The sequence below is a fragment of the Paraplanobispora takensis genome (assembly GCF_016863195.1).
GTDB classification, from domain to species: domain Bacteria; phylum Actinomycetota; class Actinomycetes; order Streptosporangiales; family Streptosporangiaceae; genus Planobispora; species Planobispora takensis.
Genome location: NZ_BOOK01000080.1, coordinates 1 through 22,790 on the forward strand (window position 1 = coordinate 1; position 22,790 = coordinate 22,790).

Below are 22,790 nucleotides of genomic sequence, written 5' to 3' on the forward strand. Positions count from 1 at the left end.
CGTTTCCGGGGGTTTTCCCCAGAGACCGCCCAGGGCCGGGGCCGCGTCGTACAGCGCCGGACGGGGCCCGGCGGCGGGGGAAGATGTAAATGAGGTGACCGGGGCAGGACGGGCTCAGTATGGTGGCCCGGGCGTGAAGATCCGGTACGCCCGGGTGGTGAGGCCGCGATTCGATGACGGGTGGTGAAGTCAGATGGGGAGCTCAGATGTGGAGTTCACCGGAGAGAACGGTGATCGCTTGGCCGGCGAGTTCGACGCGGTCGGATCGCACGGTCGTGCGGATCGAACCGCCGCGTTCCGAGCACTGGTGACCGGTCAGCGTGTCCCTGCCCAGCTTGGCCGCCCAGTAAGGGCCGAGCGCGCAGTGGGCGGAGCCGGTCACCGGATCCTCGGGAACACCTACGCGAGGTGCGAAGAACCGGGAGACGTAGTCGGCGCCCTCTCCCGCTGAGAGGGCCGTGACGATGACTCCCCGGGCATCCACCTCTCCCAGGGCGGTGAAGTCGGGAGAGGCGGCGCGCACCGCGTCTTCGCTCTCGACCTCGACGAGATAGTCCCACACGTTCTTGCCGATCCAGACGGGTTCCACTCCGAGGGATTCGACCAGGCCCGCGGGCGGGTCGACCTTCTCCATGGCCTTCGCCGGGAAGTCCATGGTGATGAGGCCGGTCTCGTCCTCGGACACGGACAGGATCCCACTCTTCGTGGAGAATTCGAGGGTGCCGGACGCGCCCTCGGCGGAATAGAGGACGTGCGCGGTCGCCAGGGTCGCGTGCCCGCACAGGGCGACCTCGACCGCGGGGGTGAACCAGCGCAGGGAGTACGGTCCGCCGTCCTCCCCCGGGAGCAGGAAGGCGGTCTCCGAATGCCGCATCTCCTTGGCGAGAGACTGCATCCACGAATCCGGCACAGGGGTGTCCAGCAGGCACACTCCGGCGGGATTGCCCCGGAAGGGCTGGTCGGTGAAGGCGTCGACGGTGTAGATCCGCATGACGCGATGGTAGCCGTGGGATGAACAGGGATTGGAGGCTTCTCTGCCGGGCAGGCAAGGAGCCACGTTGGTCGTACAAAATGGAAATACACACTGGGCGTGTCGCACCGTGAACTTCCGGTCGTCGGTTAGCGTCCAATGTGCAGGGACTGGAAGCCGGGACGGCGGGGTCCTGAGGAAAGGACGAGCCGATGGGGGCAGTGCGCAAGGTGGCCACCTACCTTGGCCTGGGTGCGGACGAGCATTACGACGAGTCCTACGACTACGAGGACGACGTCGAGAACGAGGAGTCGGAGGAGTGGCACGCCTCCGCGTCCGAGCGCGCGGCCAGGCGCTGGCGTTCGATCGCCGAGCCTTCGCGGATCGTGATGCTCACGCCGAGGAAGTACAACGACGCGCCCACCATCGGCCGGCACTTCCGTGAGGGCCAGGCGGTCATCATGGACGTCAACGGCATGAGCACCGCCGAGGCGACCCGGATGGTCGACTTCGCGGCCGGACTGGCCTACGGCTGCGACGGGCGCATCGAGCGGATCGCGGAGAAGGTCTTCCTGCTGGCCCCGGCGGATGTCGAGATCACGACCGGCTGATCCCCGAGGGCACGGCAGGCCGGAGGCTATCCGGCGCGGGGGCCGCGGCGCAGCAGGCGGGTCAGCTCGGTGAGGTCCGAGGTCGCGTCCTGGGCGCGTTTGTCGGCCTCCCTGGCGTACTCATGCAGGGCCCACACCGCCCCCTCGGCGAGCTCACGCAGTTCCCTGAGCCGGGCGGCGACGTAGTCGGCGTCGGCCTGTTCCTGCCGGCGCCGCAGCAGCAGGCGGTATCCGCCGAACCCGGCCAGGGCGACCGCGAGCACCGCCGCGGCGAGGGCGAGCGGGACGGACAGCCCGGGAACGGCGACGGCGACGACCAGGAGCACCGCTCCGAGACCGAGCAGGGCGTAGGCGGGCCACGGGCCGCCGCGGACGGGCACGCCCTCGGCGACGACCCGTTCCTCGGCCTCGGCCAGGGACGCCGGGTCGGGGCCCTCCGGGTGGAGCACGACCCGGTGTCCGAGGATCGGCAGGGTCACCGTCGCGGGGGGACCGGCCTGGGTGGCCCGGGCGAGGCGTTCGGCGGCCTCGCGCACGATCGGGGCGGCCACGTGCAGGGCGATGGCCGTGAGATGGGGGTCGGCGCCCGGCCTCAGGTCGTTGAGGAGGTGCCCGGTGAGGGAGCTCATCGGGCCCTCGGGGCCGCCGGTCCCGATGAGCCGGCGCAGGACGGCCAGCGGCTCGTCCTCGGCCCAGCCGGTGACCGGGGTGCGCGAGTGGTTGGCCAGCCTGCCGCCGGCGCGGTCGTCGCGGGCCGAGGTGATCTCGACGCACCGGCCGCGGAGCCGGGCGAGCCGGGTGGCGGCGCGGACCGGCTCGGCCAGATCGGGGAGCTCGGCGAGCTCGGGGAAGTCGGTCAGGGACGGCGGCACCACGATCGACGGCTCGTCCGGGGTCAGCGCGCGCAGCCAGTCGGCCGGGTCGGCGGCGGCGGAGACGGACACCGCGTCGAGCTTGCGCAGTACGAAGATCTTGCCCGCGGGGCCGTACGCGCCCTTGGCCGCGGCGAGCCAGAGCGCCCGCTGGCCGTGGGTGACGGGCCGGTCCGGCCGGAGCTCGCCGAAGGCGGTGCCGAACCAGGAGGCGTGGATGCGCTCGCCCTGACCGGCCACGGCCAGGGCCAGGCAGAGGAACAGGGCGGTCTTGTGCGGGTCGCGCCGGGCGGCGCGGCCGAGCGGTTCCAGAGCGTCGTCGCCGCGCAGCAGCGCGGTCAGGGCCTCGACGGCCGGGGCCAGCCAGTGGCCGGACACGTCCGTGAACTCCGGCGGCGCCACGTCGAGGGAGCCGCCGGCGGCGAGGTTCGCCAGGAGTGCCTCGGCGTACCGATGCAGCTCCGTCCCGGTGTGGGGGTCGGCGGTGAGGTCCATGCTCAAGGGCGGAGAACTCTCTTGACGTCGTGGCCGTTGACCGCGCCAGCGTAATCGGCCCCGGAGTGTGCGGCCGGGAGGCGCGCCGAATCCGCCTTTGCCAGACGATCACCCCGATTTGGCGAACCGGGGTGATCATCCGGCGGGGCTCACATGCGCTCGGGAACCGGGACGCCGAGCAGGTCCAGGCCGGTCTCCAGCACGCGCAGGGTCAGCGCGCACAGGGCGAGCCGGGAGGCCCGGACGGCCTCGTCGACGTCGTCGCGCAGCACCGGGCAGTTCTCGTAGAACGCGGTGAACGCGCTGGCGGTGTCGAACAGGAACGCGGCCAGCCGGTGCGGCACGGACTCCTCGGCCATCTCCGCGACGGCCGAGCCGAACCCCAGCAGGCGCAGCGCCAGGGCCCGCTCGGCCGGGTGCCCGAGCACGATCGGGCCGGTGGCCTGGGCCGGGTCGACGCCGCCCCTGCGGAAGATGGAGCGGATCCGGGCCGTGGCGTACTGCAGGTAGGGGCCGGTGTTGCCGGTCAGGGCGAGCATGCGGTCGAAGTCGAAGACGTACTCGCTGTCGTGGCTGACCGACAGGTCGGCGTACTTGACGGCGCCCATGCCGACCGCGTGCGCGATCTCGGCGCGGGTGGCGTCGTCGTACTCACGGTCGGCGATCACGGCGGCGGCGCGGTCGTCGGCCTCGTCGAGCAGCTCCACCAGCTTGATCGACTTACCGCTCCTGGTCTTGAACATCTTGCCGTCGCTGCCCAGCACGCTGCCGATCTGGACGTGCTCGGCGCGGACGTGCTCGGGCAGCCAGCCCGCCATCCGGGCGGAGGCGTACAACATCGACATGTGCAGGGCCTGGGTCGCGCCGATCACGTAGATGATGCGGTCGGCCTTGAGGTCCTGGACCCGGTAGCGGATGGTGGCCATGTCGGTGGTGGCGTAGCCGTACCCGCCGTCGCTCTTGCGGATCATGAACGGGAGCGGCTGGTCCTCCCGGCCGGTGAAGCCGGGCGGGAAGATGCAGAGGGCGCCGTCGCTGATCACGGCGATGCCGCGCTCCTGGAGCTCGTCGCAGACCTGGGCGAGCATCGGGTTGTACATGCTCTCGCCGGCGATGTCCTCGTCGGTGAGGGTGATGCCGAGCCGGGTGTAGACCTTGTTGAAGTAGCTGACCGTGGCGTTCATGAAGATGTGCCACAGCCGCATGGTCTCCGGCTCCTCGGCCTGGAGGGTCACCACCCGGGCGCGGGCGCGCCGGTTGAACTCCGGGTCGGAGTCGAACTTCGAGCGGGCGGCCTGGTAGTACTCGTTGCTCCCGCCGGCTTCGAGCTGGGCGACGGCGGCCTCCTCGCCGATGTCCAGCAGGTGCTCGATGAGCATGCCGAACGGGGTGCCCCAGTCGCCCAGGTGGTTCTGCCGGATGACCTTGTTGCCGACGTGCTCGTGCACGCGGGCCAGGGCGTCGCCGACGATGGTCGTGCGCAGGTGGCCGACGTGCATCTCCTTGGCCGCGTTGGGCGCGGAGTAGTCGATCACGACGGTCTGCGGCTCGTCCGTGACGGCCACGCCGGTGCGCGGGTCGGCCAGCATCGCGGTGGCCCGCCCGGCGATCCAGGAGTCGTCGAGCGTGATGTTGAGGAAGCCGGGGCCGCTGACCTCGACCGTGCCCGGGAAGTCGGCTTCGGCGAGCCGGTCGGCGATCTCCTGGGCGACCTCCCGCGGTGCCCGTCGCAGTCGCTTGCCCAGGCTCATCGCCACGTTCGCCTGGTAGTCGGCGAACTGCGAGGGACGGATCAGCGGGTCTGCGTCGGAGAAGTCCGCGCCGAAGGCCGCGGCCAGCGCCTGCTGGACGCGCTCGGCGAGGACGAGCTGCGGGTCGGTCATGTCCCAAGGGTATCGGTACGGCCGCGGTGATCTCCTGCCATATAGCCGGTCGGTGATCTCCTGTCGTGCGGCCTGTCCGGACGCCCGCCCGCGGGCGGCGTCCGTCACGCGCGACGGGGCCCGCCGCTACGGGTGGTCGCGTCCCTCCCGCGGCGCGGCGCCCTCCCGTCCCTGGCCCGGCGCGCCCCGCCACAGGCGGTGCGGGCGGTGGGCCGGCGCGAGGCGCTCGGCGATGCGGCCCGTGACGCCCCGGGCGGCGAGCCTGGCGGCCAGGACGCAGGCGGCACTGACCCCCTGGGCCCGGGAGGCGCCGTGGGCGATGACCACGGTGCCGTTCAGCCCGAGGAGTACGGCGCCGCCGTGCTCCTCGGGGTCCAGCCGCCGGCGCAGCTCCCGCAGACGGCGTCGCTGGAGCAGGCCGCCCAGCCTGGCCGCGGGGCTCTCCTCGATCGTGTCGCGGAGCTCGCCGAAGGCGTAGCGGACGCTGCCCTCGACGGTCTTGAGCGCGACGTTGCCGGTGAAGCCGTCGGTGACGACGACGTCGACGACTCCGGTGAGCAGGTCGTGGCCCTCGACGTTGCCCGCGAAGCCGAGACCGGGGGCGGCCGACAGCAGCTCGTGCGCCCGTCTGACGAGCTTGTTGCCCTTCTCCGGCTCGCTGCCGATCGTCAGCAGGCCGACGCGGGGCTTGTCGATCTCCAGGGCGGTCTCGGCGTAGGCGGTGCCCAGCTGGGCGAACTGCACCAGCATCTCCGGCTTGACCTCGGCGTTGGCGCCGGCGTCGAGCAGCACGGTGGGACGGGGGCGGGTCGGCAGGGCCACCGCGATGGCGGGCCTGAGCACCCCGGGCAGGCTCTTGAGCCGGAGCTTGCCGGTGGCCACGATCCCGGCGGTGGAGCCGGCCGAGACCACGGCGCAGGCGTCGCCGCGCCGTACCAGGTGGCAGGCCACGGCGATGCTGGACCGGGGGCGGCGCAGGCTCGCCAGCGCGCCCTCCTCCATGGACAGGACCTCCTCGGCCCGGACGATCGGCACCTCGGTGGTCGCGTCGTGCAGGACCAGGGCCTCGTACAGGATGCGGGGGGAGCCCACGAGGACCACGGGGACCCCGTGCTCCCTCACGGCCCGTACGGCTCCCGCCACGACCTCTTCCGGGGCGTGATCGCCGCCCATGGCGTCCAGCGCGATCGGTGCGACGCCGGGAGCGGCGATGTCAGGCAAGCGGTCACCTCGTGCGGAAGAAGTATGTCCGCATCGTAGGCGAGGTTACCGATGAGTTACGTGGCCGGGTTCGGTCACGGTCTGCCCGGAAGGTTCCAGTCGGTCTTCTCCCGGGACACGACCACCTTGCCGAAGGCCACGCGGCCGGCGACGCGGATGACCGGGCCGTCGTGGCCGCCCGTGCCGCCCGAGACGTGCCGCTTGGCGAACAGCGCGCCGATCGTCGGAGGACATGGTCCGAGTCTACGACTTTCGAGATATGTCGCGATAGGGAGGAGGGTTGGGATTCCAGAAATCCGCTGTTCGGCGGAACCCGCACGAGGGTGATCGCGTCAGGTGTATAACCGCGACAGACGCGCGAGAGCGCGAACCGGTTTACACGGAGAAGAACAAAACCGGAAGGAAAAAGCCTGGTGATGTTGAAAGAGGGCTCCATACGCGGCTTCCGTGCCTATACCGCGAAGCACCTCGACGAGCTGCTGGGGAGGGGCGGCATCCCGGAGGAGGAGCGGCTCCGCATCCGGGCGGTGGCCACCGTCCTGCCCTTTCGTACGAATGCCTACGTGGTGGACCGGCTCATCGACTGGTCGGCCGTTCCCGACGACCCCATCTATCGGCTGGTCTTCCCGCAGGGGGACATGCTGCCCGAGGCCGACGTCACCAGACTGGCAGGTCTGCTCCGGCAGGGTGCCGCGAATGGGGAGATTCAGGCGGCCGCCAACGCGATCAGAAAGCGGCTCAACCCGCACCCCGCCGGTCAGCTCGACCTGAACGTCCCCCGGGTGGGCGCCGAGTCGATGCCCGGTGTTCAGCACAAATACCCCGAGACCGTGCTCTTCTTCCCCAAGCAGGGGCAGACCTGCCACGCCTACTGCACCTACTGCTTCCGGTGGGCGCAGTTCATCGGCGAGCCCGACCTGAAGTTCGCCTCCGACGACATCCGGGGCCTCGTGGCGTATCTCAAGGAGCACCCCCAGGTGACCAGCGTGCTGTTCACCGGCGGCGACCCCATGATCATGGGAGAGCCGGTGCTGCGCCGCTATCTGGAGCCGCTGCTGGAGGTGGGGCAGCTGGAGTCCATCCGCATCGGCACCAAGTCGCTGGCCTACTGGCCCCAGCGCTTCGCGTCGGAGCCCGACGCCGAGGACACCCTGCGGTTGTTCGCCTCCGTGGTGGAGGCGGGCAAGAACCTCGCCTTCATGGCCCACTTCTCCCATCCCAGGGAGATGGAGCCGCCGGTGGTCGAGACGGCCGTGAGCCGCATCCTCGCCACGGGTGCGACCATCCGCACCCAGGCGCCGCTGATCAGGTCGATCAACGACGAGCCGGGGCTCTGGTCGTCGATGTGGCGGCGCCAGCTCACCATGGGCATGGTGCCCTACTACATGTTCGTCGAGCGGGACACCGGCCCGCAGGACTACTTCGCGGTGCCGCTCGGGCGGGCCTACGAGATCTTCAGGGACGCCTACGCGAGCGTCTCGGGGCTGTGCCGCACGGTGCGCGGCCCCTCCATGTCGGCCACGCCGGGCAAGGTCTGCGTGGACGGCGTCACGGAGATCGCCGGTCAGAAGGTCTTCGTCCTCCACCTCATCCAGGCCCGTGACCCCGAACTGGTCGGTCGTCCCTTCTTCGCCCGTTACGACCCCGAGGCCGTGTGGCTGACGGATCTGCGGCCGGCCTTCGCCGACCGCTTCCCGTTCGACCCGGCGGCCGCCGATCTGCGGTTGCCGGCCTGATGCTCCGGTCAAGGGGGTGCCGGGTGCGGGGAAAATCTGTTCCCCCGGCCCATGGCATCCGCTTTCCGCTCTCTTTTGCCCGGCATTGCCCCGGGCGTATGGAAAGGGCACCTCGGATTTCTTCGCCATTTCCGACATAAGGATTGTCGACCCGGCATCCTTCGCGGTGCTATTTCCGTTTTAACGGCCCGTGTCGGGCGGTTCCCCGGAGCCTCCCGATGCGGGCTTTCGCACGTCATCTGCCCTGTGTCGGCAGGTGGTCTAGGCATCGTAAACAAGCTGGGACGCCACTCGGGGCGGTGATAGAAATGCCGGAGCAGCTTCCGGCCCGGGCGTTGAGCGCAATCCTCCGAAACGCGTCCGCCGGTGAGCCGAGTCTAAGGGTCTGCTTTTCCGCTTTTTACTGGAGAAGCAGGACGATCACGAGCTGGGAAGGCAATCATGAAGCGAGTCATCAAAGCGGCTGTGGCCGTTGCGGCTTTCGGCCTCGCGGCGGCGATCTGCTCGCCCGCACAGGCACAGGCGAGGGACGGAGCGGACGAGACCTTCAGCGACCAGGGTGCGGCCGGTACCGTCTCCATGGCGATCCAGGGGCTGTCGGGCGGCCTGTTCGACAGCGGCGCCGCGCTGAGCGGCCTGGGCAGCGGGCAGGGCACCATGGCCGCCGACGGCCTGACCGCGACGGGGACGGAGAGCATCAGGAAGCTCCTGGGCGTCTCCGCCGACCAGATCACCTGGGGTGCCCCGGCCCGGGGCGTCAGCGACGGCACCGGCCCGGTGGGGCAGAGCGTCGACACCACCGCGGGCCTGGTCGGCACCACCGCCGACACGCTGAGCTCCGGCGGACGCCTGGTGGAGAACACGCAGAACTCCAGCGAGGGCCTGGAGCGCGCCGGCAACCAGCAGGGCGCGGTCGACGGACTGGTGTACGGCCTGAACCAGGCGGTTCCGCAGGGGCCCGGTCAGAGCGGCAGCCTCGCCCCCCTCGTGGGCACGGTGACCCCGCGGGAGGCCGCCCCGGTCGTGGACTCCGTCGAGCCGCTCACCCGCTCGGCCTCCATCGACGAGCTCGCGCCGCTGGTCGGCAGCACCGGTGCGAAGACCTCCGACGCCGCGACCGGCGTCATGGACTCCCTGGCGGACACGATCGACAACGCGACCGAGAAGATCGCCGAGTAGTCACGGACCCGGCCGCCCGGCCGGAGCCGCCGTCCCGTCCGGGAGCGGTGGTCCCGGTCGCGCGGGCCTGAAGAGACCGGCCGGTGCGCACCGGCCGGTCTCTTCGTGTCCTCACCCTGATGCCCGGCCGGGTGCGGCCGTATCGCTCAGCGCCCCGGAGACCGCACGGCCGTGCGGCGGGCGATCTGGGCCTGAAGTCTGGCCATCTGCCAGTGCAGCTCGATGAGCTGCTCGGCGAGCTGGAGACGGGATATCTCGGACGGATCCTCTGCGGCCAGGTGGTCGATCGCGGTGGACAGCTCTCGCATCGCGCGCCCCCACTCCATGACGGCTTCCTAGGGTCGAACCCCCTGCTCGAAACAACGTTCGAATCATAGCGGAACGCCGGTCCCGGTGTCAGTCGATCGAATCACGACTCGCCGCGTGCCACTCCGGCCGGGCGGTGATCAGCCGGAGACGCCGTACTCCGGGACGATGTAGCCGCGGGCCAGGGTGTTGGCGGTGATGTTGAAGCCCACCACCGCGGGCGGGGCGTCGGCGTCCACGCCGAGCTTCTCCACGCTCAGAGCGTGCACGGCGAAGACGTAGCGGTGCGGGGCCCCGGGCGGCGGAGCGGCGCCGCCGTACTCCTTGGCGCTGTAGTCGTTGCGGCCGTGCAGGCCCGCGTCCGTTCCGGCGCTCCCGGCGCCCGCGGGCAGTTCGGTGACGCCGGCGGGGATGTCGTACAGCAGCCAGTGCCAGAACCCGCTGCCGGTGGGCGCGTCGGGGTCGAAGCAGGTCACCGCGTAGCTCAGCGTGCCCTCGGGGGCGCCCGACCAGCGCAGGTGCGGGGAGACGTTCTGCCCGCTCATGCCCCAGTCGTTGAAGACGTGGGCGTCGGACAGGGTCTCCCCGTCGCGGACGTCGTCGCTCTCGACGGTCAGCGCGGGGACCTCGGGCAGGAAGTCGTATGGGATCGGCGGCCGTGGCGGCACGGTTCACCTCCGATGAGGAACGTTTGTCGGTCGTTCCTCATCTTGCCCTGCGATCAGACCTTGTTGTAGGCGGCGAGCACCGTCTGCGGGTCGCCGTCCATCTTGATCTTCCCCTTGTGCAGCCAGATGACCCGGTTGCAGGTCTCCTCGATCACGTCGAGGTTGTGCGCGACCAGGAAGACCGTGCCCGCCTCCGCGCGCATCTGCTTGATGCGCTCCTGGCTCTTGCGCTTGAACTCGCGGTCACCGGTGGCCAGGGCCTCGTCGATGATCAGCACGTCGTGCTTCTTGGCCGAGGCGATGGCGAAGCGCAGCCGGGCGCCCATGCCGGAGGAGTAGGTGGACATGGGGAACTGCACGAACTCCCCGATGCCGGAGAAGTCGACGATGTCGTCGAACTTCTCCTTCACCTGGTTGGGGTTCATGCCCATGGCGTAGCAGCCCAGCACGATGTTGCGCTCTCCGGTCAGCTCGCGCATCAGGGCGGCGTTGACGCCCAGGAGCGAGGGCTGGCCGTCGGTGTAGACGGCGCCGGAGTGCGGGGGCAGCAGGCCGGCGATGGCCCGCAGGAGGGTGGACTTGCCCGAGCCGTTGCGGCCGACGATGCCGATGGCGTCGCCGTGGTGGGCCACGAAGGAGACGCCGCGGATGGCGTGGATCTCCTTCATCTGCGGCCGGCCCTGGCGCTTGAGGAGGCGCAGGAGGGCGTTGGCGGCGTTGCCCTTCTCCGCTTCGGTGGCGGCGCCGTACACCCGGTAGATGATGTGCAGGTCGTCGACGACCACCGTCGGAGTGCCCTCGCGCAGATCGCGCGGGGGCTCCGGGTTGGGGTGGACCCTGACATCCGGGCTGGGGGCACCGGACTCCTCGGCCTTCACGCGGGACAGCTCCTCGGTCAACTCAGCCACGGCCGTACTTCTCCTCGGCTCGCCAGAAGTACCAGAAGCCACCGAGCAGGGCGAACACTGCCCAGAATACGCAAACGAACCAGATGTACGGTCGAGGTTCGTGCGTCTGCATGAGCAGGTCCCGCATGAGCTCGATGTAGGCGGCGGCGGGGTTGGCGTACATCGCGTCGGCGACCCACTGCGGAAGACCGGCCCCCACGACCTTGTCGCCGATGGAGAAGAACACGCCGGAGGCGTAGAGCCAGGTGCGCATGATGAACGGCAGGAGCTGGTTCAGGTCGCGGGCGGTGGAGCCGACCCGGGCCAGCACCAGGCTGGCGCCGATGTTGAACATGGTCTGCAGCAGCAGCGCGACCGGGATGAGCAGCCAGAACCAGGTGATCGGCTCCTGGGTGAGCAGCACCAGCCCGATCAGCACGCCCATGGAGATCAGGAGCTGCTGGAACTCCTGGATCGTGTAGGCCAGCGGGAGCGCCGCGCGCGGGAAGTGCAGGGCACGGATCAGCGACAGGTTGCCGGAGATCGACTTGGCGCCGCCGCTGACCGAGCGCTGCGTGTAGGTGAAGACGAACATCCCGGTGATGAGGAAGGCGGGATAGTTGTCGATGCCCTTGCTCGCGCCGAGGATCAGGCCGAACATCAGCCAGTAGATGGCTGCGTTGAGCAGCGGCGTGAGGACCTGCCAGAGTTGGCCAAGCGCCGAGTTGCTGTATTTGGAGACGTTGCGCGAGGTCGCGTACGTCATGATGAAGTGCCGTCGTTCCCACAACTGGCGCAGGTAGACGGGCAGGCTCGGGCGTGCGATGGCACGCCGAAGCCCGTAACGCTCGGCGAGCTTGGCCAGCGGCTCCTGCCCCTTCACGGGGGTGCCGTCACTCGGGCCGCCCGCCTGGGCGTCCGCGGTGGCGGATTCCGGCTGGCTCATGGCATGGACTCTATTGGATGTGGGTGGGTGACGTGCCTGCGGCGGTGTTCCGCCGCACCTTGGACGGGGCTCTGGGATGAGAGGTTCCACGGTAATTGTGTGGATCTCCCCCGTCCTCCGACCCCCGCGATCGGGTCAACGGTAGCCCAGGCGGTGGTCGTGGGGCAGCAATGGCGCGGCCACTCTGGCCAGGGAGGTATGTTGACGTGACCATTGCTGTACCACATGTGGGCTAATGTCCGCTTTGAGTGGGTTTGGTGACGCGGTGTGGGTGGTTTGGTCACCGTATGACGCGTATCGGCACATGCGTAACCGAACTGCAATAACACGGAGACGACTCGGTGCGGGGCCGTACGGGATAGTCGCGTCCGACTGGTGTGGCGCCAGCACGTCTGCCGGGCCAGTGGGAACCGGGGGAACGCGCATCCTCCGCGAGGCCGGCCCGGGCAACGGAGCTCAACGTCGGCGCTCACCTGTAAAAGGAGGATTCACCACAAATGCGTGTCATCAAGGGTGCGAAGCTCGTCGCCGGCACAGCGTTGCTCGCTCTGACACTCGCCGCCTGCGGCAACGCCACTTCCACGGGCGAGGCCTCCGGCGCCGACGCCGTGCGCATGAAGGTCGGCGAGCCGCAGAAGCTGTTCTATCCCGGTGACACCGTCGAGTCCGAGGGCGCGGAGGTCATGGCCGCGCTCTTCGCTCCGCTGGTGAAGTACAACGAGGACAAGGAAGTCGTCAACCACATCGCCGCCTCGATCAAGACGTCCGACAACAAGGTCTGGACGATCAAGATCAAGGAGGGCTACACGTGGCACAACGATGAGCCGCTGATCGCCCAGAACTACGTCGACGCGTGGAACTACGCCGCCAACCAGGAGAACGCGCAGAGCGCCAACTACTTCTTCGGCCGGGTGCAGGGCTACGCGGACCTCAACCCCGGCGAGGGGAAGACCCCCTCCACCAAGGAGATGAGCGGCCTGAAGGCCGTCGACGACACGACCTTCCGCGTCACGCTCTCCCAGCCGTTCTCGCAGTTCGGCACGATGCTGGGCTACACCGCCTTCTATCCGCTGCCCAAGGCCGCCTTCGGCCAGGACGGCAAGGTCACCGAGGCCTACGGCAGGCAGCCGATCGGCCAGGGGCTGTTCAAGATGGACGGGCCCTACAACAAGGGCACCGACCAGACGATCGACCTGACGCTGTTCGACAAGTTCCGCGGCGAGAAGCCGAAGTTCAAGAAGCTGCAGTTCAAGGTCTACACCAGTGCCGAGACCGCCTGGAACGATCTCCAGGCCGGCAGCCTGGACGTCCAGGAGCAGCTGCCCCCCGCGGCGATCTCGACCGCGAAGGCCGAGCTGGGTGAGCGCTACATCGACCAGGCCGACGCCGGCATCGGCTACATCGGCTTCCCGTCGGTCGCGACCAGGGCCTACGACGACATCAAGCTGCGCCGGGCCATCTCGATGGCCATCGACCGCAAGACCATCACCGAGACGGTCTTCTCCGGCACGCGCGCCCCGGCCGACGACTTCCTCAACCCGCTGCTCGACGGCTACCGTCCCGGCGCGTGCTCGGCGTGCGTCTACGACCCGGACGCGGCGCGCAAGCTCTACACCGAGGCGAACGGGCCCAAGACGCTGGAGCTCGGCTCCAACATGGACAACGGCCACAAGGAGTGGATCGAGGCGGTCGCCAACAACCTGCGCTCCAACCTGGGCATCGACGTCAAGGTCACCCCGTTCGAGAAGTTCCAGCAGATCCTCGACGAGCTGGACGCCAAGAAGTACACCGGCATGTTCCGGTCGGGCTGGGCCATCGACTATCCGTCCGCCGAGAACTATCTGACCCCGGTCTTCTCCACCGGCGCGATCAAGGACGGCTCCAACTACTCGGGTTACTCCAACCCCGAGTTCGACGAACTCCTGGTCAAGGGTGACACCGCGGCCACCATGGGGGAGAGCCTGAAGTTCTACCAGAAGGCGGACGACCTCCTCCTGCGCGACCTGCCGATGATCCCGATCTTCTACTACCGGATGAACGCGGCCTTCTCCGAGCACGTCAGGGGGGTCAAGATCAACCTCCTCAACCAGGTCGAGTGGGTCCAGGTCGAGAAGGTGGTCTGACAGATTCCCCCGGGCCGGGCGGCTGACCGCCCGGCCCTCATCAGGTCCCGCCCCGCCGCGGGCGCTCCCGCGATCCGGGAGGCCCGGCGGGGCTGCACGAGAGGCTTGTCATGGGCCGCTACATCCTCCGGCGTCTGCTCCAGGCGATCCCCGTACTGCTCGGCGCCACGCTGCTCATCTACGCCATCGTCTTCGCCCTGCCCGGTGACCCGATCGCGTCGATGTACGGCGACAAGCGGGCGCCCCAGAACGTCGTCGACGTGATGCGCGAGCAGTACCACCTGAACGATCCCTTCATCGTCCAGTACTGGCACTACATCTCCGGGGTGTTCCAGGGGGACTTCGGCAGGACCTTCGCGGGCGTCGAGGTCTCCTCGATCATCGGGAGCAAGTTCCAGGTCACGCTGAACCTCGCCTTCACCGCTCTGGTGATGGAGGCTGTCATCGGCGTGGGCCTCGGGCTGTACGCGGCGCTGCGCCGCGGCAGGGCGCAGGACACGATGGTGCTCGCCTCCACGCTCGTGCTGATCTCGGTGCCCACCCTGGTCACCGGGTTCGTCCTGCAGCTGCTGCTCGGCGTCAGGCTCAAGCAGAGCACCGGGATCGAGTTCTTCCCGATCTCGGGTGTGGCCGACGGGCTGCACAGCTATCTGCTGCCGGCCTTCGTCCTGGCCGGGACCTCGATCGCCTACCTGACCCGGCTGACCAGGACCAGCCTCGCCGAGACCCTGCGCACCGACTACATCCGCACCGCGGTGGCCAAGGGCATGCCGCGGCGCCGGGTCGTCGGGCGGCACGCGCTGCGCAACGCGCTCATCCCGCTGGTGACCTATCTCGGCGCCGACCTCGGCACGCTGATGGGCGGCGCGGTCATCACCGAGACGATCTTCAACCTGCCGGGCATCGGCCAGGAGCTGTTCCGCTCGGTCTACGAGCGGCAGCAGCCCGTGGTCGTGGGCATCGTGACGCTGCTGGTGCTCGTCTACATCCTGGCCAACCTGATCGTCGACCTGCTGTACGCCGTGCTCGACCCGAGGATTCGCTATGAGTGACACCGCGGCCCCGAGGGCCAGGCACGCCAAGCACGCCCGGTCCTCCGGGCCTCCGTCGAAGCCTCCGGCCGGGCCCTCCCGGGGCGGCCGGGCGGCACGCGGCGCCAAGCCCGCCGGCCTGTGGGGCGACGCCTGGCAGGACCTGCGGCGGCGCCCGCTGTTCATCGCCTCGGCGGTGCTGATCGGCGTGATCCTGCTGATGGCCGTGGCCCCCGGCCTGTTCACCTCGGTGGACCCCTACGACGCGGCGACCTGCCGGCTCGGCGACGCCCGCCAGGCCCCCAGCGCCCTGCACTGGTTCGGCACCGACAACCAGGGCTGCGACACCTACGCCCGCACCGTGTACGGCGCGAGCAACTCCCTGCTCGTGGGGCTGTGCACCACCGTCGTCACCGTCGTGGCCGGCGGCCTGCTCGGACTGGTGGCCGGGTTCCGGGGCGGCTGGCCCGACGCGCTGCTGTCCCGGGTGACCGAGGTCTTCTTCGCGATCCCGTCGGTGCTCGGCGCGCTGCTGATCCTGGCGGTCTTCCGCACCGGCACGGTGTGGACCGTCACGTTCGCGCTGGCCGTACTGGCCTGGCCGATGACCTTCCGCATCATGCGGGCCGCGGTGATCACCGCCAAGAGCCAGGACTACGTGGTCGCGGCACGGGCGCTCGGCGCCTCCAACCGGCGGATCATGTTCCGGCACATCCTGCCCAACTCGATCGCCTCGGTGATCGTGGTCGCCACGATCAACCTCGGCGTGTTCATCGCCGCCGAGGCGGGACTGTCGTTCCTCGGCGTGGGCATCCAGTCGCCCGAGATCTCCTGGGGGCTGATGATCGCCGACGCCCGGCCGCGCTTCCTGGAGGCGGCGAGCCCGCTGCTGTTCCCGGCGGCGTTCCTGAGCGTCACGGTGCTGGCCTTCATCATGCTGGGCGACGCGGTGCGCGACGCCCTGGATCCGAAGCTGCGGTAGGGGGAGCCGTGAACCAGTCGACACCGCCGTTCCCGGCCTGGGGGATCCCGGACCCGGTCCGCGGCGTCACGGGCACCGAGCCGCTGCTGGCCGTGGACGACCTGCACGTGGAGTTCGCCACCCGGCAGGGGACCGTTAAGGCGGTCAACGGGGTCAGCTACTCGCTGAACCCCGGCGAGACGCTGGCCGTGCTCGGCGAGTCCGGCTCGGGCAAGTCGGTGACCGCGCAGGCGATCATGGGCATCCTCGACGCGCCCCAGGCCCGCATCCCCCGGGGGCGCATCCGCTTCCGGGGCACCGACCTGCTGCGGCTGAAGGAGGACGCGCGCGCCCAGGTGCGCGGCCGGCGCATCGCCATGGTCTTCCAGGACGCCCTGTCCGCGCTGAACCCGGTGTTCACCGTGGGCTCGCAGATCGCCGAGATGTTCCGCGTGCACCAGGGCATGTCCCGGCGCGACGCCGAGGCCAGGGCGGTCGAGCTGATGGACCGGGTCCGCATCCCGGGCGCGCGGCAGCGGCTGCACGACTATCCGCACCAGTTCTCCGGCGGCATGCGCCAGCGCATCATGATCGCCATGGCGATCGCCCTCGACCCGGAGGTGCTGATCGCCGACGAGCCGACCACCGCGCTCGACGTGACCGTGCAGGCCCAGATCATGGAACTGCTGGCCGAGGTGCAGCGCGACAGCGGCATGGGCATGATCCTGATCACCCACGACCTCGGCGTGGTGGCCGACGTGGCAGACAAGATCGTCGTCATGTACGGCGGGCGGATCGTCGAGAACGCCCTCGTGCACGACGTCTACCGGACCCCGGCCCACCCCTACACCAAGGGGCTGCTGGAGTCGATCCCCCGCGTCGACCGCAAGGGCCGGGAGCTGTACGCCATCTCCGGGACGCCGCCCAACCTGCTCGACATGCCGCCGGGCTGCGCCTTCGCCCCGCGCTGCCCCTACCGCCAGGACAACTGCACCACCGAGGCGCCGCCGCTGTACCGGATCGGCTCGACGCGGGGCAGCGCCTGCCACTACTGGAGAGAGGTCCTCGATGGCAGCCACGGGTGAGGCGGTGCTGGAGGTCCGCGACCTGGTCAAGCACTTCCCGCTGACCGAGGGCGCGGTCTTCCGCAAGCAGGTCGGCGTGATCAGGGCCGTGGACGGGATCTCCTTCGACCTGCGCCGCGGCGAGACGCTCGGCATCGTGGGGGAGTCGGGCTGCGGCAAGTCCACGCTGGCCAAGCTGCTGATGGGGCTGGAGCGCCCGACCGGCGGCTCGGTGCGCGTCTGCGGCCGGGAGATCGCCGACGCCAAGGGCGCGGACCTCAAGCGGGTCCGCCGCACCATCCAGATGGTGATGCAGGACCCGTACACCTCGCTGAACCCGCGGATGACCGTCGGCGACATCATCGGCGAGCCGTACGAGATCCACCCCGACGCGGCGCCCAAGGGCGACCGCCGCCGCCGGGTCCAGGCCCTCCTCGAACTCGTGGGCCTCAACCCCGACGACGTCAACCGCTATCCGCACCAGTTCTCCGGCGGCCAGCGCCAGCGCATCGGCATCGCCCGCGGGCTGGCGCTCCAGCCGCAGATCCTCGTCTGCGACGAGCCGGTCTCCGCGCTGGACGTGTCGATCCAGGCCCAGGTGATCAACCTGCTGGCGCGGCTGCAGCGGGAGCTGGGCCTGGCCTACGTCTTCATCGCCCACGACCTGTCGGTGGTGCGCCACATCTCCGACCGCGTCGGCGTGATGTACCTGGGCAAGATGATCGAGCTGGGCAGGGACGCCGAGATCTACGGCCAGCCCGCCCATCCCTACACCCAGGCGCTGCTGTCGGCGGCCCCGGTCCCCGACCCGGACGGCCGGGAGCGGCGCGGGCGGATCGTCCTGCAGGGCGACCCGCCCTCCCCGGCCGACCCCCCGTCGGGCTGCCGCTTCCGCACCCGCTGCTGGAAGGCGCAGGACATCTGCGCCCAGCAGGAGCCGCTGCTGCAGCTGCGGCCGGGTACCTGGCACGAGAGCGCCTGCCACTTCGCGCAGGTGCACGACGTGATGCCCTCCTTCTGACCGCTCCCGCGGTCGGAGGGGGCCGGGCCGTACGGCGGGCCGGAGGATCGGAGGGCCGGGGCGGCGGGTGTGCGGCCGGCTCAGCCGGCCTTCAGGGCGCCCAGCAGGCCGCCCAGCAGGCCGCCGATCGGGAGGCCGCCCAGCAGGCCGCCGCCGCCACCGCCGAGCAGGCCGCCGACCGGGGTCTCGGCCATGGACTGGCCGTAGTCGGGGGCGGAGTCGGCGGCGAAGGCGACGGTGGCCGGGCCCGCGACGGCGAGGCAGGCGAGAGCGGAGGCGGCGATGATGCGACGGACCATAGTGTTCTTCCCCCGAAGGAATCCCGGGCTCGGCACGCGGGTATGACCGCGGTGCGCGCCCATCTGACTACGCATTGGCGCCTAGCAGTATGGGCGCGCACCGGCGATCGGGACCCGGCGGCGCGTCAGACAGTGGCGATGATGGCCGATCCGTGACCGAACAGACCCTGGTTGGCGGCCAGAGCAGCCCTGGCGTTGACCACTTGGCGGGCGCCCGCCGTACCTCGCAGCTGCCAGGTGAGCTCGCACACCTGCGCGAGCGCCTGGGCCGGGACGGCCTCGCCGAAGGAGGCGAGCCCGCCGGAGGGGTTGACCGGGATCCGGCCGCCGAGCGCGGTGTCCCCGGCCCGCAGCAGTTTGTCGGCCCCGCCCGGCGGGGCCAGGCCCACGTCCTCGATCCAGTCGAGCTCCAGCGCGGTGGACAGGTCGTAGACCTCGGCGAACGACAGGTCCGCCGGGCCCAGACCGGCCTCCTCGTAGGCGGCGTGGGCGATGGAGGCGCGGAAGGTCCGCTCGGGGGGCGGCACGGCCGCGGTCGAGTCGGTGGCGAAGCAGGGCAGTTCGAGGACGGTGTTGGGGAAGGCCGGGGTGACGGTCGAGATCGCGGCGATGCGCACCGTCGCGTCCAGCCCGCGGCGGCGGGCGTACTCCGGGGAGACCAGTACCACCGCGGCGCCGCCGTCGGAGGTGGCGCAGATGTCCATCAGCCGCAGCGGGTCGGCCACCATCGGGGAGGCGAGCACCTGCTCGGCGGTCACGGCCGTCCTGTAGCGCGCGTTCGGGTTCAGGGAGCCGGCCAGCGCGTTCTTGACCTTGACGGCGGCGAAGTCCTCGGACGTGCTGCCGTACAGGGCCATCCTCCTGCGCGCGTACAGCGCGAAGTAGGCCGGGTTGGTGGCGCCGAGCAGCCGGAAGCGGAGCCAGTCCGGGTCGTCCGGGCGGTCGCCGCCCACCGGCGTGAAGAAGCCCTTGGGCGTGGAGTCGGCCCCGACGACCAGCGCCACGTCGCAGAGCCCGGCCAGGATCCGGGTGCGCGCGATGTCGAGCGCCTGCGCGCCCGAGGCGCACGCCGCGTAGCAGGAGGCGATCCGCGCGCCCGTCCAGCCGAGCGCCTGGGCGAAGGTGGCGCCGGCGACGAAGCCGGGATAGCCGTTCCTGATCGTGTCGGCGCCCACCAGGAACTGCACGTCGGTCCACTCCAGGCCCGCCTCGCGCAGCGCCGCCCGGGCCGCGGCCACGCCGTAGCCGACGAAGGGGCGGCCCCACTTGCCCCACGGGTGCATGCCCGCGCCCGCGACGAGGACGCTCATGGCCTGCCCCACATCCAGACCTCCGGGCCGTCGGCGAGCGCACCCGAGGTCAGCTCCAGTTCCATGCCGACGCGCAGGTCGTCCACGGTCATGTCCTTGACCTGGCCGAGCACCACGATCCCCTCCTCGGCCAGTTCCACCGCCGCCAGGGTCACCGGCGTGTACGGCTCCGCGGCCGCGAACGGGGCCGGCGGCGGGTAACAGGCGTTGGTGTAGGACCACACGGTGCCCCGCCGGGACAGCCGCGTCTCGGCCAGGTCCTCGCCCTGGCAGCGGGGATTGCGGCACAGGCCCGTCTGGGGCGGGAAGTGGACGGTCCGGCAGTCGGCGCAGCGGGTGCCCAGCAGGTGGGCGACGCCGTCGTCGACGGCGAACCAGCCGTCGATGGCAGGTAGGGGCATGGGCCCAATATGACACAAGCGCTTGCTCGGTAACATCCCCCTCTCGCGCGGGCCTACGGTTCGGGGTCGGCCGGCGGCCGGTAGGAGCAGCGGCGGCTCTTGAGAAGCCGGCGGGCGGACATGGACAGGACGAGCAGGACAAGGAGGGCGCAGACGAGCTGACGCGGCCCGACCCCCTCGCCGCTTCCCCGGCCGGTGGACGCGCCGGCCGCGGTCTCCCGGACGGCGCCGCCGGAGGCCCGGCGGGGAGCCGCGGCCCTGAGCGGCCGCCGCTGGGACCCGGCCGCCTGCTCCAGCGCCCGGACGGCGTTGGCCACCCCGTGGCCGTAGGCGCTGTCGTGCCCCCCGGCGGGGGCGTGGGTGGCGCCGCGCTCGATGGCGCGGCGCACCTGTGCCGGGCTCATCGCGGGGAACTCCGCCTTGATCAGCGCCGCGATCCCGGAGACCATGGCGGCGGCCGAGCTGGTGCCGTCGCCGATCACGTACGAGCGGGATCCGTCGGCGGTGATGATCCCGGTGCCGGGGGCGACCACCGAGAGATAGCGCTGACGGTTGGAGAAGGGCGCCACCCGCATCTTCTCGTCCACCGCGCCCACCGAGATCACACCGGGGTAGGCCGCGGGGAAGTTCCTGCGGTTCGGGCCGGCGCCGTCGTTGCCGGCGGAGGCCACCAGCACCGCTCCCCGGCCGAGCGCGTAGCGCACCGCCCTGCGCTCGGCCGCCGTCCCCTCCCACTCGTTGCCGCCGCAGCCCAGCGACATGCTGATGACGCGGGCGCCGTGGTCCACGGCGTAGCGGATGCCCCGGGCCAGCGACCGCCCGTCCCCGCCGCGGAACCGGGCGCGCCGGGGGTCGTCGTTCTCGAGCGCGATCCGGATCGACAGGATCCTCGCGCCGGGGGCGATCCCGATCACTCCTCGGGAGCGGTCCGTGCCGCGCCCCCGTCCGGCGATGAGACTGGCCATGGCCGTCCCGTGCCGGCCCCACGGGGGGCCCGCGCGCGCCGCACCCGTCAGGTCGGGGCCGTCGATCACCGCGCCGGCCAGGTCGGGGTGGTCGTCGTCGACGCCCGTGTCCAGCACCGCTACGACCACGCCCTCACCGCGGGTCGTCCGCCATGCCTGCCGGGCGTCGAGCGGGGTCAGCGCCCACTGGCGGTCCCGGAGGCCGCCGGGCTCCGGTGGATCGTCCGGCCCCCGGACCGCGGGCCAGGCGAAGGCGGTGAGAGTGATCACGGTCAGGGTCGCGCCGAGCGCGCGCGTGCAGAACACGGCGACCTCACCAGGAGGGGAACGGGTCAGATGGGGATTCTGACACGCGTTCCCAATCGCAATCCGGTGCTTTCAGTAAACAGACCGATACGGGCGGTTAGTCGCTTTAGTGGCAACAATCCCTTAAATGCTGTGAAGGGATGCCGGAAAACACTCCGGCGGGTAAATGGAACGGTCCTTTTCCGGCCCGCGCGGACATCGCTCCGCGCGTTCTCCCGGCGGATTCCTTTTTCGCCCGCCCGTCCCGTCCTCCGCCCGTTTCAGGGGGCGGGATGGATCCGCACGCGGGCCCCCGGCGGCAGGCCGAGGCGCTGGCACGCGTCGCCGGAATTGACGGCCAGGGCGAGCAGGCCGGCCGAGTCGGTGAAGGCGACCACCTCGCCCGGGGCCACCGCGGCGAACGTCTCGCGGAAGGGGACGGAGATCTGCCGCCTGCCGAGCCGTACGGCCAGCGTGGTCCCCGGGCGGGCGCCCAGGGTGACCAGGTCGCCCGCGCTGATCGACAGCTGGACGTTGCCGTAGTGGTCCACCGACAGGACCTCGCCCTCCACCACGCCTTCGCTGATCATGGAGGTCGGCGCGGGGAAGGCGACCAGGCGCTCCGGCGAGACCTGGGGCCCCAGCTCCGCGAGCTCACGGCCGGTCACCAGGTGGGCGGCCACGGGCGCGAAGACGTCGCGTCCGAGGAAGGTCGGGGAGACCGGCTTGAGGAAGAAGTCCTCGTTGCCGAGCTCGTAGGCCGCCACGGCGCCGCCGACGGCCTGGACCGCCCACGACAGCACGCCGTTGTCCGGGCCGACGAACACGTGGTCGCCCGCCTCCACCGCCACGGCCCGGCGCGAGCCGCCGACGCCCGGGTCGATCACCGCGACGTGGACGCCGGCCGGGAGGTAGGGGACCGTCTGCGCCAGGATCGCCGCGCCACGCCGTACGTCGCCGGAGGGGACCAGATGGCAGACGTCGATGATCCGGGACTGCGGCGCGATCCTGGCGATCACGCCGTGGCACGCGGCGACGTAGCCGTCTTCCAGGCCGTAGTCGGTGAGGAGGGTGATGACAGAGGTCACATCTGGTGACTGTACGTCCCCACATCCGTCATGAACAGCCGGAAATTCCCGACTATCCTGGCTTCGGGCCGCGTGCGCACGGTGCGATCACCGTATGCCGGACCGAGGAGGACCGCCAATGGACACTGCGCCGATTCCCGGTGACAGTGCTGCACAGAAACCGGCCTTGCGGGCTCTGACGGAAAGGGAGAAGGAGCTGCTCGCCTTCGAGCGCCAGTGGTGGCGCTACGCGGGCGCCAAGGAGCAGGCCATCCGCGAGGTCTTCGACATCTCCGCCACTCGTTACTACCAGTTGCTCAGCGAACTCATCGACAGACCCGAGGCCCTCGCCCAGGATCCGATGCTGGTCAAGCGCCTGCGCCGGCTCCGCGAGTCCCGCAAGCGCGACCGGGCCGCCCGCCGGCTGGGCTTACGGCCCTGATCACGGGGTAGGCCCGGGGCGTCTCACGGGCCGGGAACAGGGACTCA

Annotated in this window: 22 protein-coding genes; 9 read left to right on the top strand and 13 right to left on the bottom strand. The window is 70.6% G+C overall.

Features of this window, described 5'->3' with window-relative positions; genetic code table 11:
• Window positions 1–202 precede the first annotated feature (202 nt).
• Window positions 203–991, bottom strand: a complete 789-nt coding sequence (locus tag Pta02_RS38570; RefSeq protein WP_203879991.1) for a PhzF family phenazine biosynthesis protein — start codon at window positions 989–991, stop codon at window positions 203–205.
• A 191-nt stretch (window positions 992–1,182) separates the two neighbouring features.
• Between Pta02_RS38570 and Pta02_RS38575 the strand changes: the two genes are divergently transcribed.
• A complete protein-coding gene (locus tag Pta02_RS38575) occupies window positions 1,183–1,581 on the top strand; it encodes a cell division protein SepF (RefSeq protein WP_203879992.1) in 399 nt (132 codons plus the stop codon).
• Between the two features lie 26 nt (window positions 1,582–1,607).
• On the opposite strand, the gene Pta02_RS38580 is transcribed toward Pta02_RS38575, so the two are convergent.
• From Pta02_RS38580 to plsX, 3 genes are all read right to left on the bottom strand, one after another.
• On the bottom strand, window positions 1,608–2,948 hold the full coding sequence (locus Pta02_RS38580; RefSeq protein ID WP_239131555.1) for a hypothetical protein: 1,341 nt from the start codon (window positions 2,946–2,948) through the stop codon (window positions 1,608–1,610).
• Window positions 2,949–3,097: 149 nt separating this feature from the next.
• Window positions 3,098–4,831, bottom strand: a complete 1,734-nt coding sequence (gene argS, locus Pta02_RS38585) for an arginine--tRNA ligase (RefSeq protein WP_203879993.1) — start codon at window positions 4,829–4,831, stop codon at window positions 3,098–3,100.
• Between the two features lie 126 nt (window positions 4,832–4,957).
• A complete protein-coding gene (gene plsX, locus Pta02_RS38590) occupies window positions 4,958–6,052 on the bottom strand; it encodes a phosphate acyltransferase PlsX (protein WP_203879994.1) in 1,095 nt (364 codons plus the stop codon).
• 416 nt (window positions 6,053–6,468) lie between these two features.
• On the opposite strand from plsX, the gene Pta02_RS38595 reads away from it, so the two are divergent.
• Together Pta02_RS38595 and Pta02_RS38600 are read left to right on the top strand one after the other, a co-directional pair.
• Window positions 6,469–7,788 carry a KamA family radical SAM protein gene (locus Pta02_RS38595; RefSeq protein WP_203880017.1) on the top strand — a complete coding sequence of 440 codons (1,320 nt, stop codon included), beginning with the start codon at window positions 6,469–6,471 and terminating at the stop codon, window positions 7,786–7,788.
• 465 nt (window positions 7,789–8,253) lie between these two features.
• The gene (locus Pta02_RS38600; protein ID WP_203879995.1) at window positions 8,254–8,967 is read left to right on the top strand and encodes a hypothetical protein; all 714 of its coding nucleotides are present in this window, start codon (window positions 8,254–8,256) and stop codon (window positions 8,965–8,967) included.
• A gap of 146 nt (window positions 8,968–9,113) precedes the next feature.
• Here Pta02_RS38600 and Pta02_RS38605 read toward each other — a convergent pair whose 3' ends face one another.
• From Pta02_RS38605 to Pta02_RS38620, 4 genes are all read right to left on the bottom strand, one after another.
• Complete coding sequence (locus Pta02_RS38605) at window positions 9,114–9,293, bottom strand: hypothetical protein (RefSeq protein ID WP_203879996.1); 180 nt, start codon at window positions 9,291–9,293, stop codon at window positions 9,114–9,116.
• Window positions 9,294–9,413: 120 nt separating this feature from the next.
• Window positions 9,414–9,941 carry a YbhB/YbcL family Raf kinase inhibitor-like protein gene (locus tag Pta02_RS38610; RefSeq protein ID WP_203879997.1) on the bottom strand — a complete coding sequence of 176 codons (528 nt, stop codon included), beginning with the start codon at window positions 9,939–9,941 and terminating at the stop codon, window positions 9,414–9,416.
• Between the two features lie 53 nt (window positions 9,942–9,994).
• Window positions 9,995–10,849: an ABC transporter ATP-binding protein gene (locus tag Pta02_RS38615; protein ID WP_239131554.1), complete on the bottom strand. Its 855-nt coding sequence runs from the start codon at window positions 10,847–10,849 to the stop codon at window positions 9,995–9,997.
• The gene (locus tag Pta02_RS38620) at window positions 10,842–11,774 is read right to left on the bottom strand and encodes an ABC transporter permease (RefSeq protein ID WP_203879998.1); all 933 of its coding nucleotides are present in this window, start codon (window positions 11,772–11,774) and stop codon (window positions 10,842–10,844) included. The genes Pta02_RS38615 and Pta02_RS38620 overlap by 8 nt, the downstream gene beginning before the upstream one ends.
• A gap of 497 nt (window positions 11,775–12,271) precedes the next feature.
• Here Pta02_RS38620 and Pta02_RS38625 point away from each other — a divergent pair, with 497 nt between their 5' ends.
• The 5 genes from Pta02_RS38625 (at window position 12,272) to Pta02_RS38645 (ending at window position 17,974) form a co-directional block, all read left to right on the top strand.
• Complete coding sequence (locus Pta02_RS38625; protein ID WP_203879999.1) at window positions 12,272–13,897, top strand: peptide ABC transporter substrate-binding protein; 1,626 nt, start codon at window positions 12,272–12,274, stop codon at window positions 13,895–13,897.
• Window positions 13,898–14,007: 110 nt separating this feature from the next.
• Window positions 14,008–14,949 (top strand): ABC transporter permease, encoded by a 942-nt coding sequence (locus Pta02_RS38630; RefSeq protein WP_203880000.1) that lies wholly within the window; start codon window positions 14,008–14,010, stop codon window positions 14,947–14,949.
• Window positions 14,942–15,910 carry an ABC transporter permease gene (locus Pta02_RS38635; protein WP_203880001.1) on the top strand — a complete coding sequence of 323 codons (969 nt, stop codon included), beginning with the start codon at window positions 14,942–14,944 and terminating at the stop codon, window positions 15,908–15,910. The genes Pta02_RS38630 and Pta02_RS38635 overlap by 8 nt, the downstream gene beginning before the upstream one ends.
• Window positions 15,911–15,918: 8 nt before the next feature.
• A complete protein-coding gene (locus Pta02_RS38640) occupies window positions 15,919–16,974 on the top strand; it encodes an ABC transporter ATP-binding protein (RefSeq protein WP_373872439.1) in 1,056 nt (351 codons plus the stop codon).
• Window positions 16,958–17,974, top strand: coding sequence for an ABC transporter ATP-binding protein (locus Pta02_RS38645; protein WP_203880002.1), 1,017 nt, complete (start codon window positions 16,958–16,960; stop codon window positions 17,972–17,974). Before Pta02_RS38640 ends, Pta02_RS38645 begins: the two co-directional genes overlap by 17 nt.
• An 80-nt stretch (window positions 17,975–18,054) precedes the next feature.
• Here the strand turns inward: Pta02_RS38645 and Pta02_RS38650 are convergent, their stop codons facing one another.
• The 5 genes from Pta02_RS38650 to Pta02_RS38670 all read right to left on the bottom strand — a co-directional run bounded on the left by Pta02_RS38650 (window position 18,055) and on the right by Pta02_RS38670 (window position 22,322).
• Complete coding sequence (locus Pta02_RS38650; protein WP_203880003.1) at window positions 18,055–18,273, bottom strand: hypothetical protein; 219 nt, start codon at window positions 18,271–18,273, stop codon at window positions 18,055–18,057.
• Window positions 18,274–18,398: 125 nt separating this feature from the next.
• Entirely contained in the window at window positions 18,399–19,583 is a 1,185-nt protein-coding gene (locus Pta02_RS38655; protein ID WP_203880004.1) for a lipid-transfer protein, read from the bottom strand.
• A complete protein-coding gene (locus Pta02_RS38660) occupies window positions 19,580–19,984 on the bottom strand; it encodes a Zn-ribbon domain-containing OB-fold protein (RefSeq protein WP_203880005.1) in 405 nt (134 codons plus the stop codon). Before Pta02_RS38660 ends, Pta02_RS38655 begins: the two co-directional genes overlap by 4 nt.
• 53 nt (window positions 19,985–20,037) lie before the next feature.
• Window positions 20,038–21,255, bottom strand: a complete 1,218-nt coding sequence (gene mycP, locus Pta02_RS38665) for a type VII secretion-associated serine protease mycosin (RefSeq protein ID WP_203880006.1) — start codon at window positions 21,253–21,255, stop codon at window positions 20,038–20,040.
• 260 nt (window positions 21,256–21,515) lie between these two features.
• Window positions 21,516–22,322 carry an SAM hydrolase/SAM-dependent halogenase family protein gene (locus Pta02_RS38670; RefSeq protein ID WP_203880007.1) on the bottom strand — a complete coding sequence of 269 codons (807 nt, stop codon included), beginning with the start codon at window positions 22,320–22,322 and terminating at the stop codon, window positions 21,516–21,518.
• A gap of 118 nt (window positions 22,323–22,440) precedes the next feature.
• Between Pta02_RS38670 and Pta02_RS38675 the strand changes: the two genes are divergently transcribed.
• Window positions 22,441–22,743, top strand: coding sequence for a DUF3263 domain-containing protein (locus Pta02_RS38675; protein WP_203880008.1), 303 nt, complete (start codon window positions 22,441–22,443; stop codon window positions 22,741–22,743).
• Window positions 22,744–22,790: the final 47 nt, after the last annotated feature.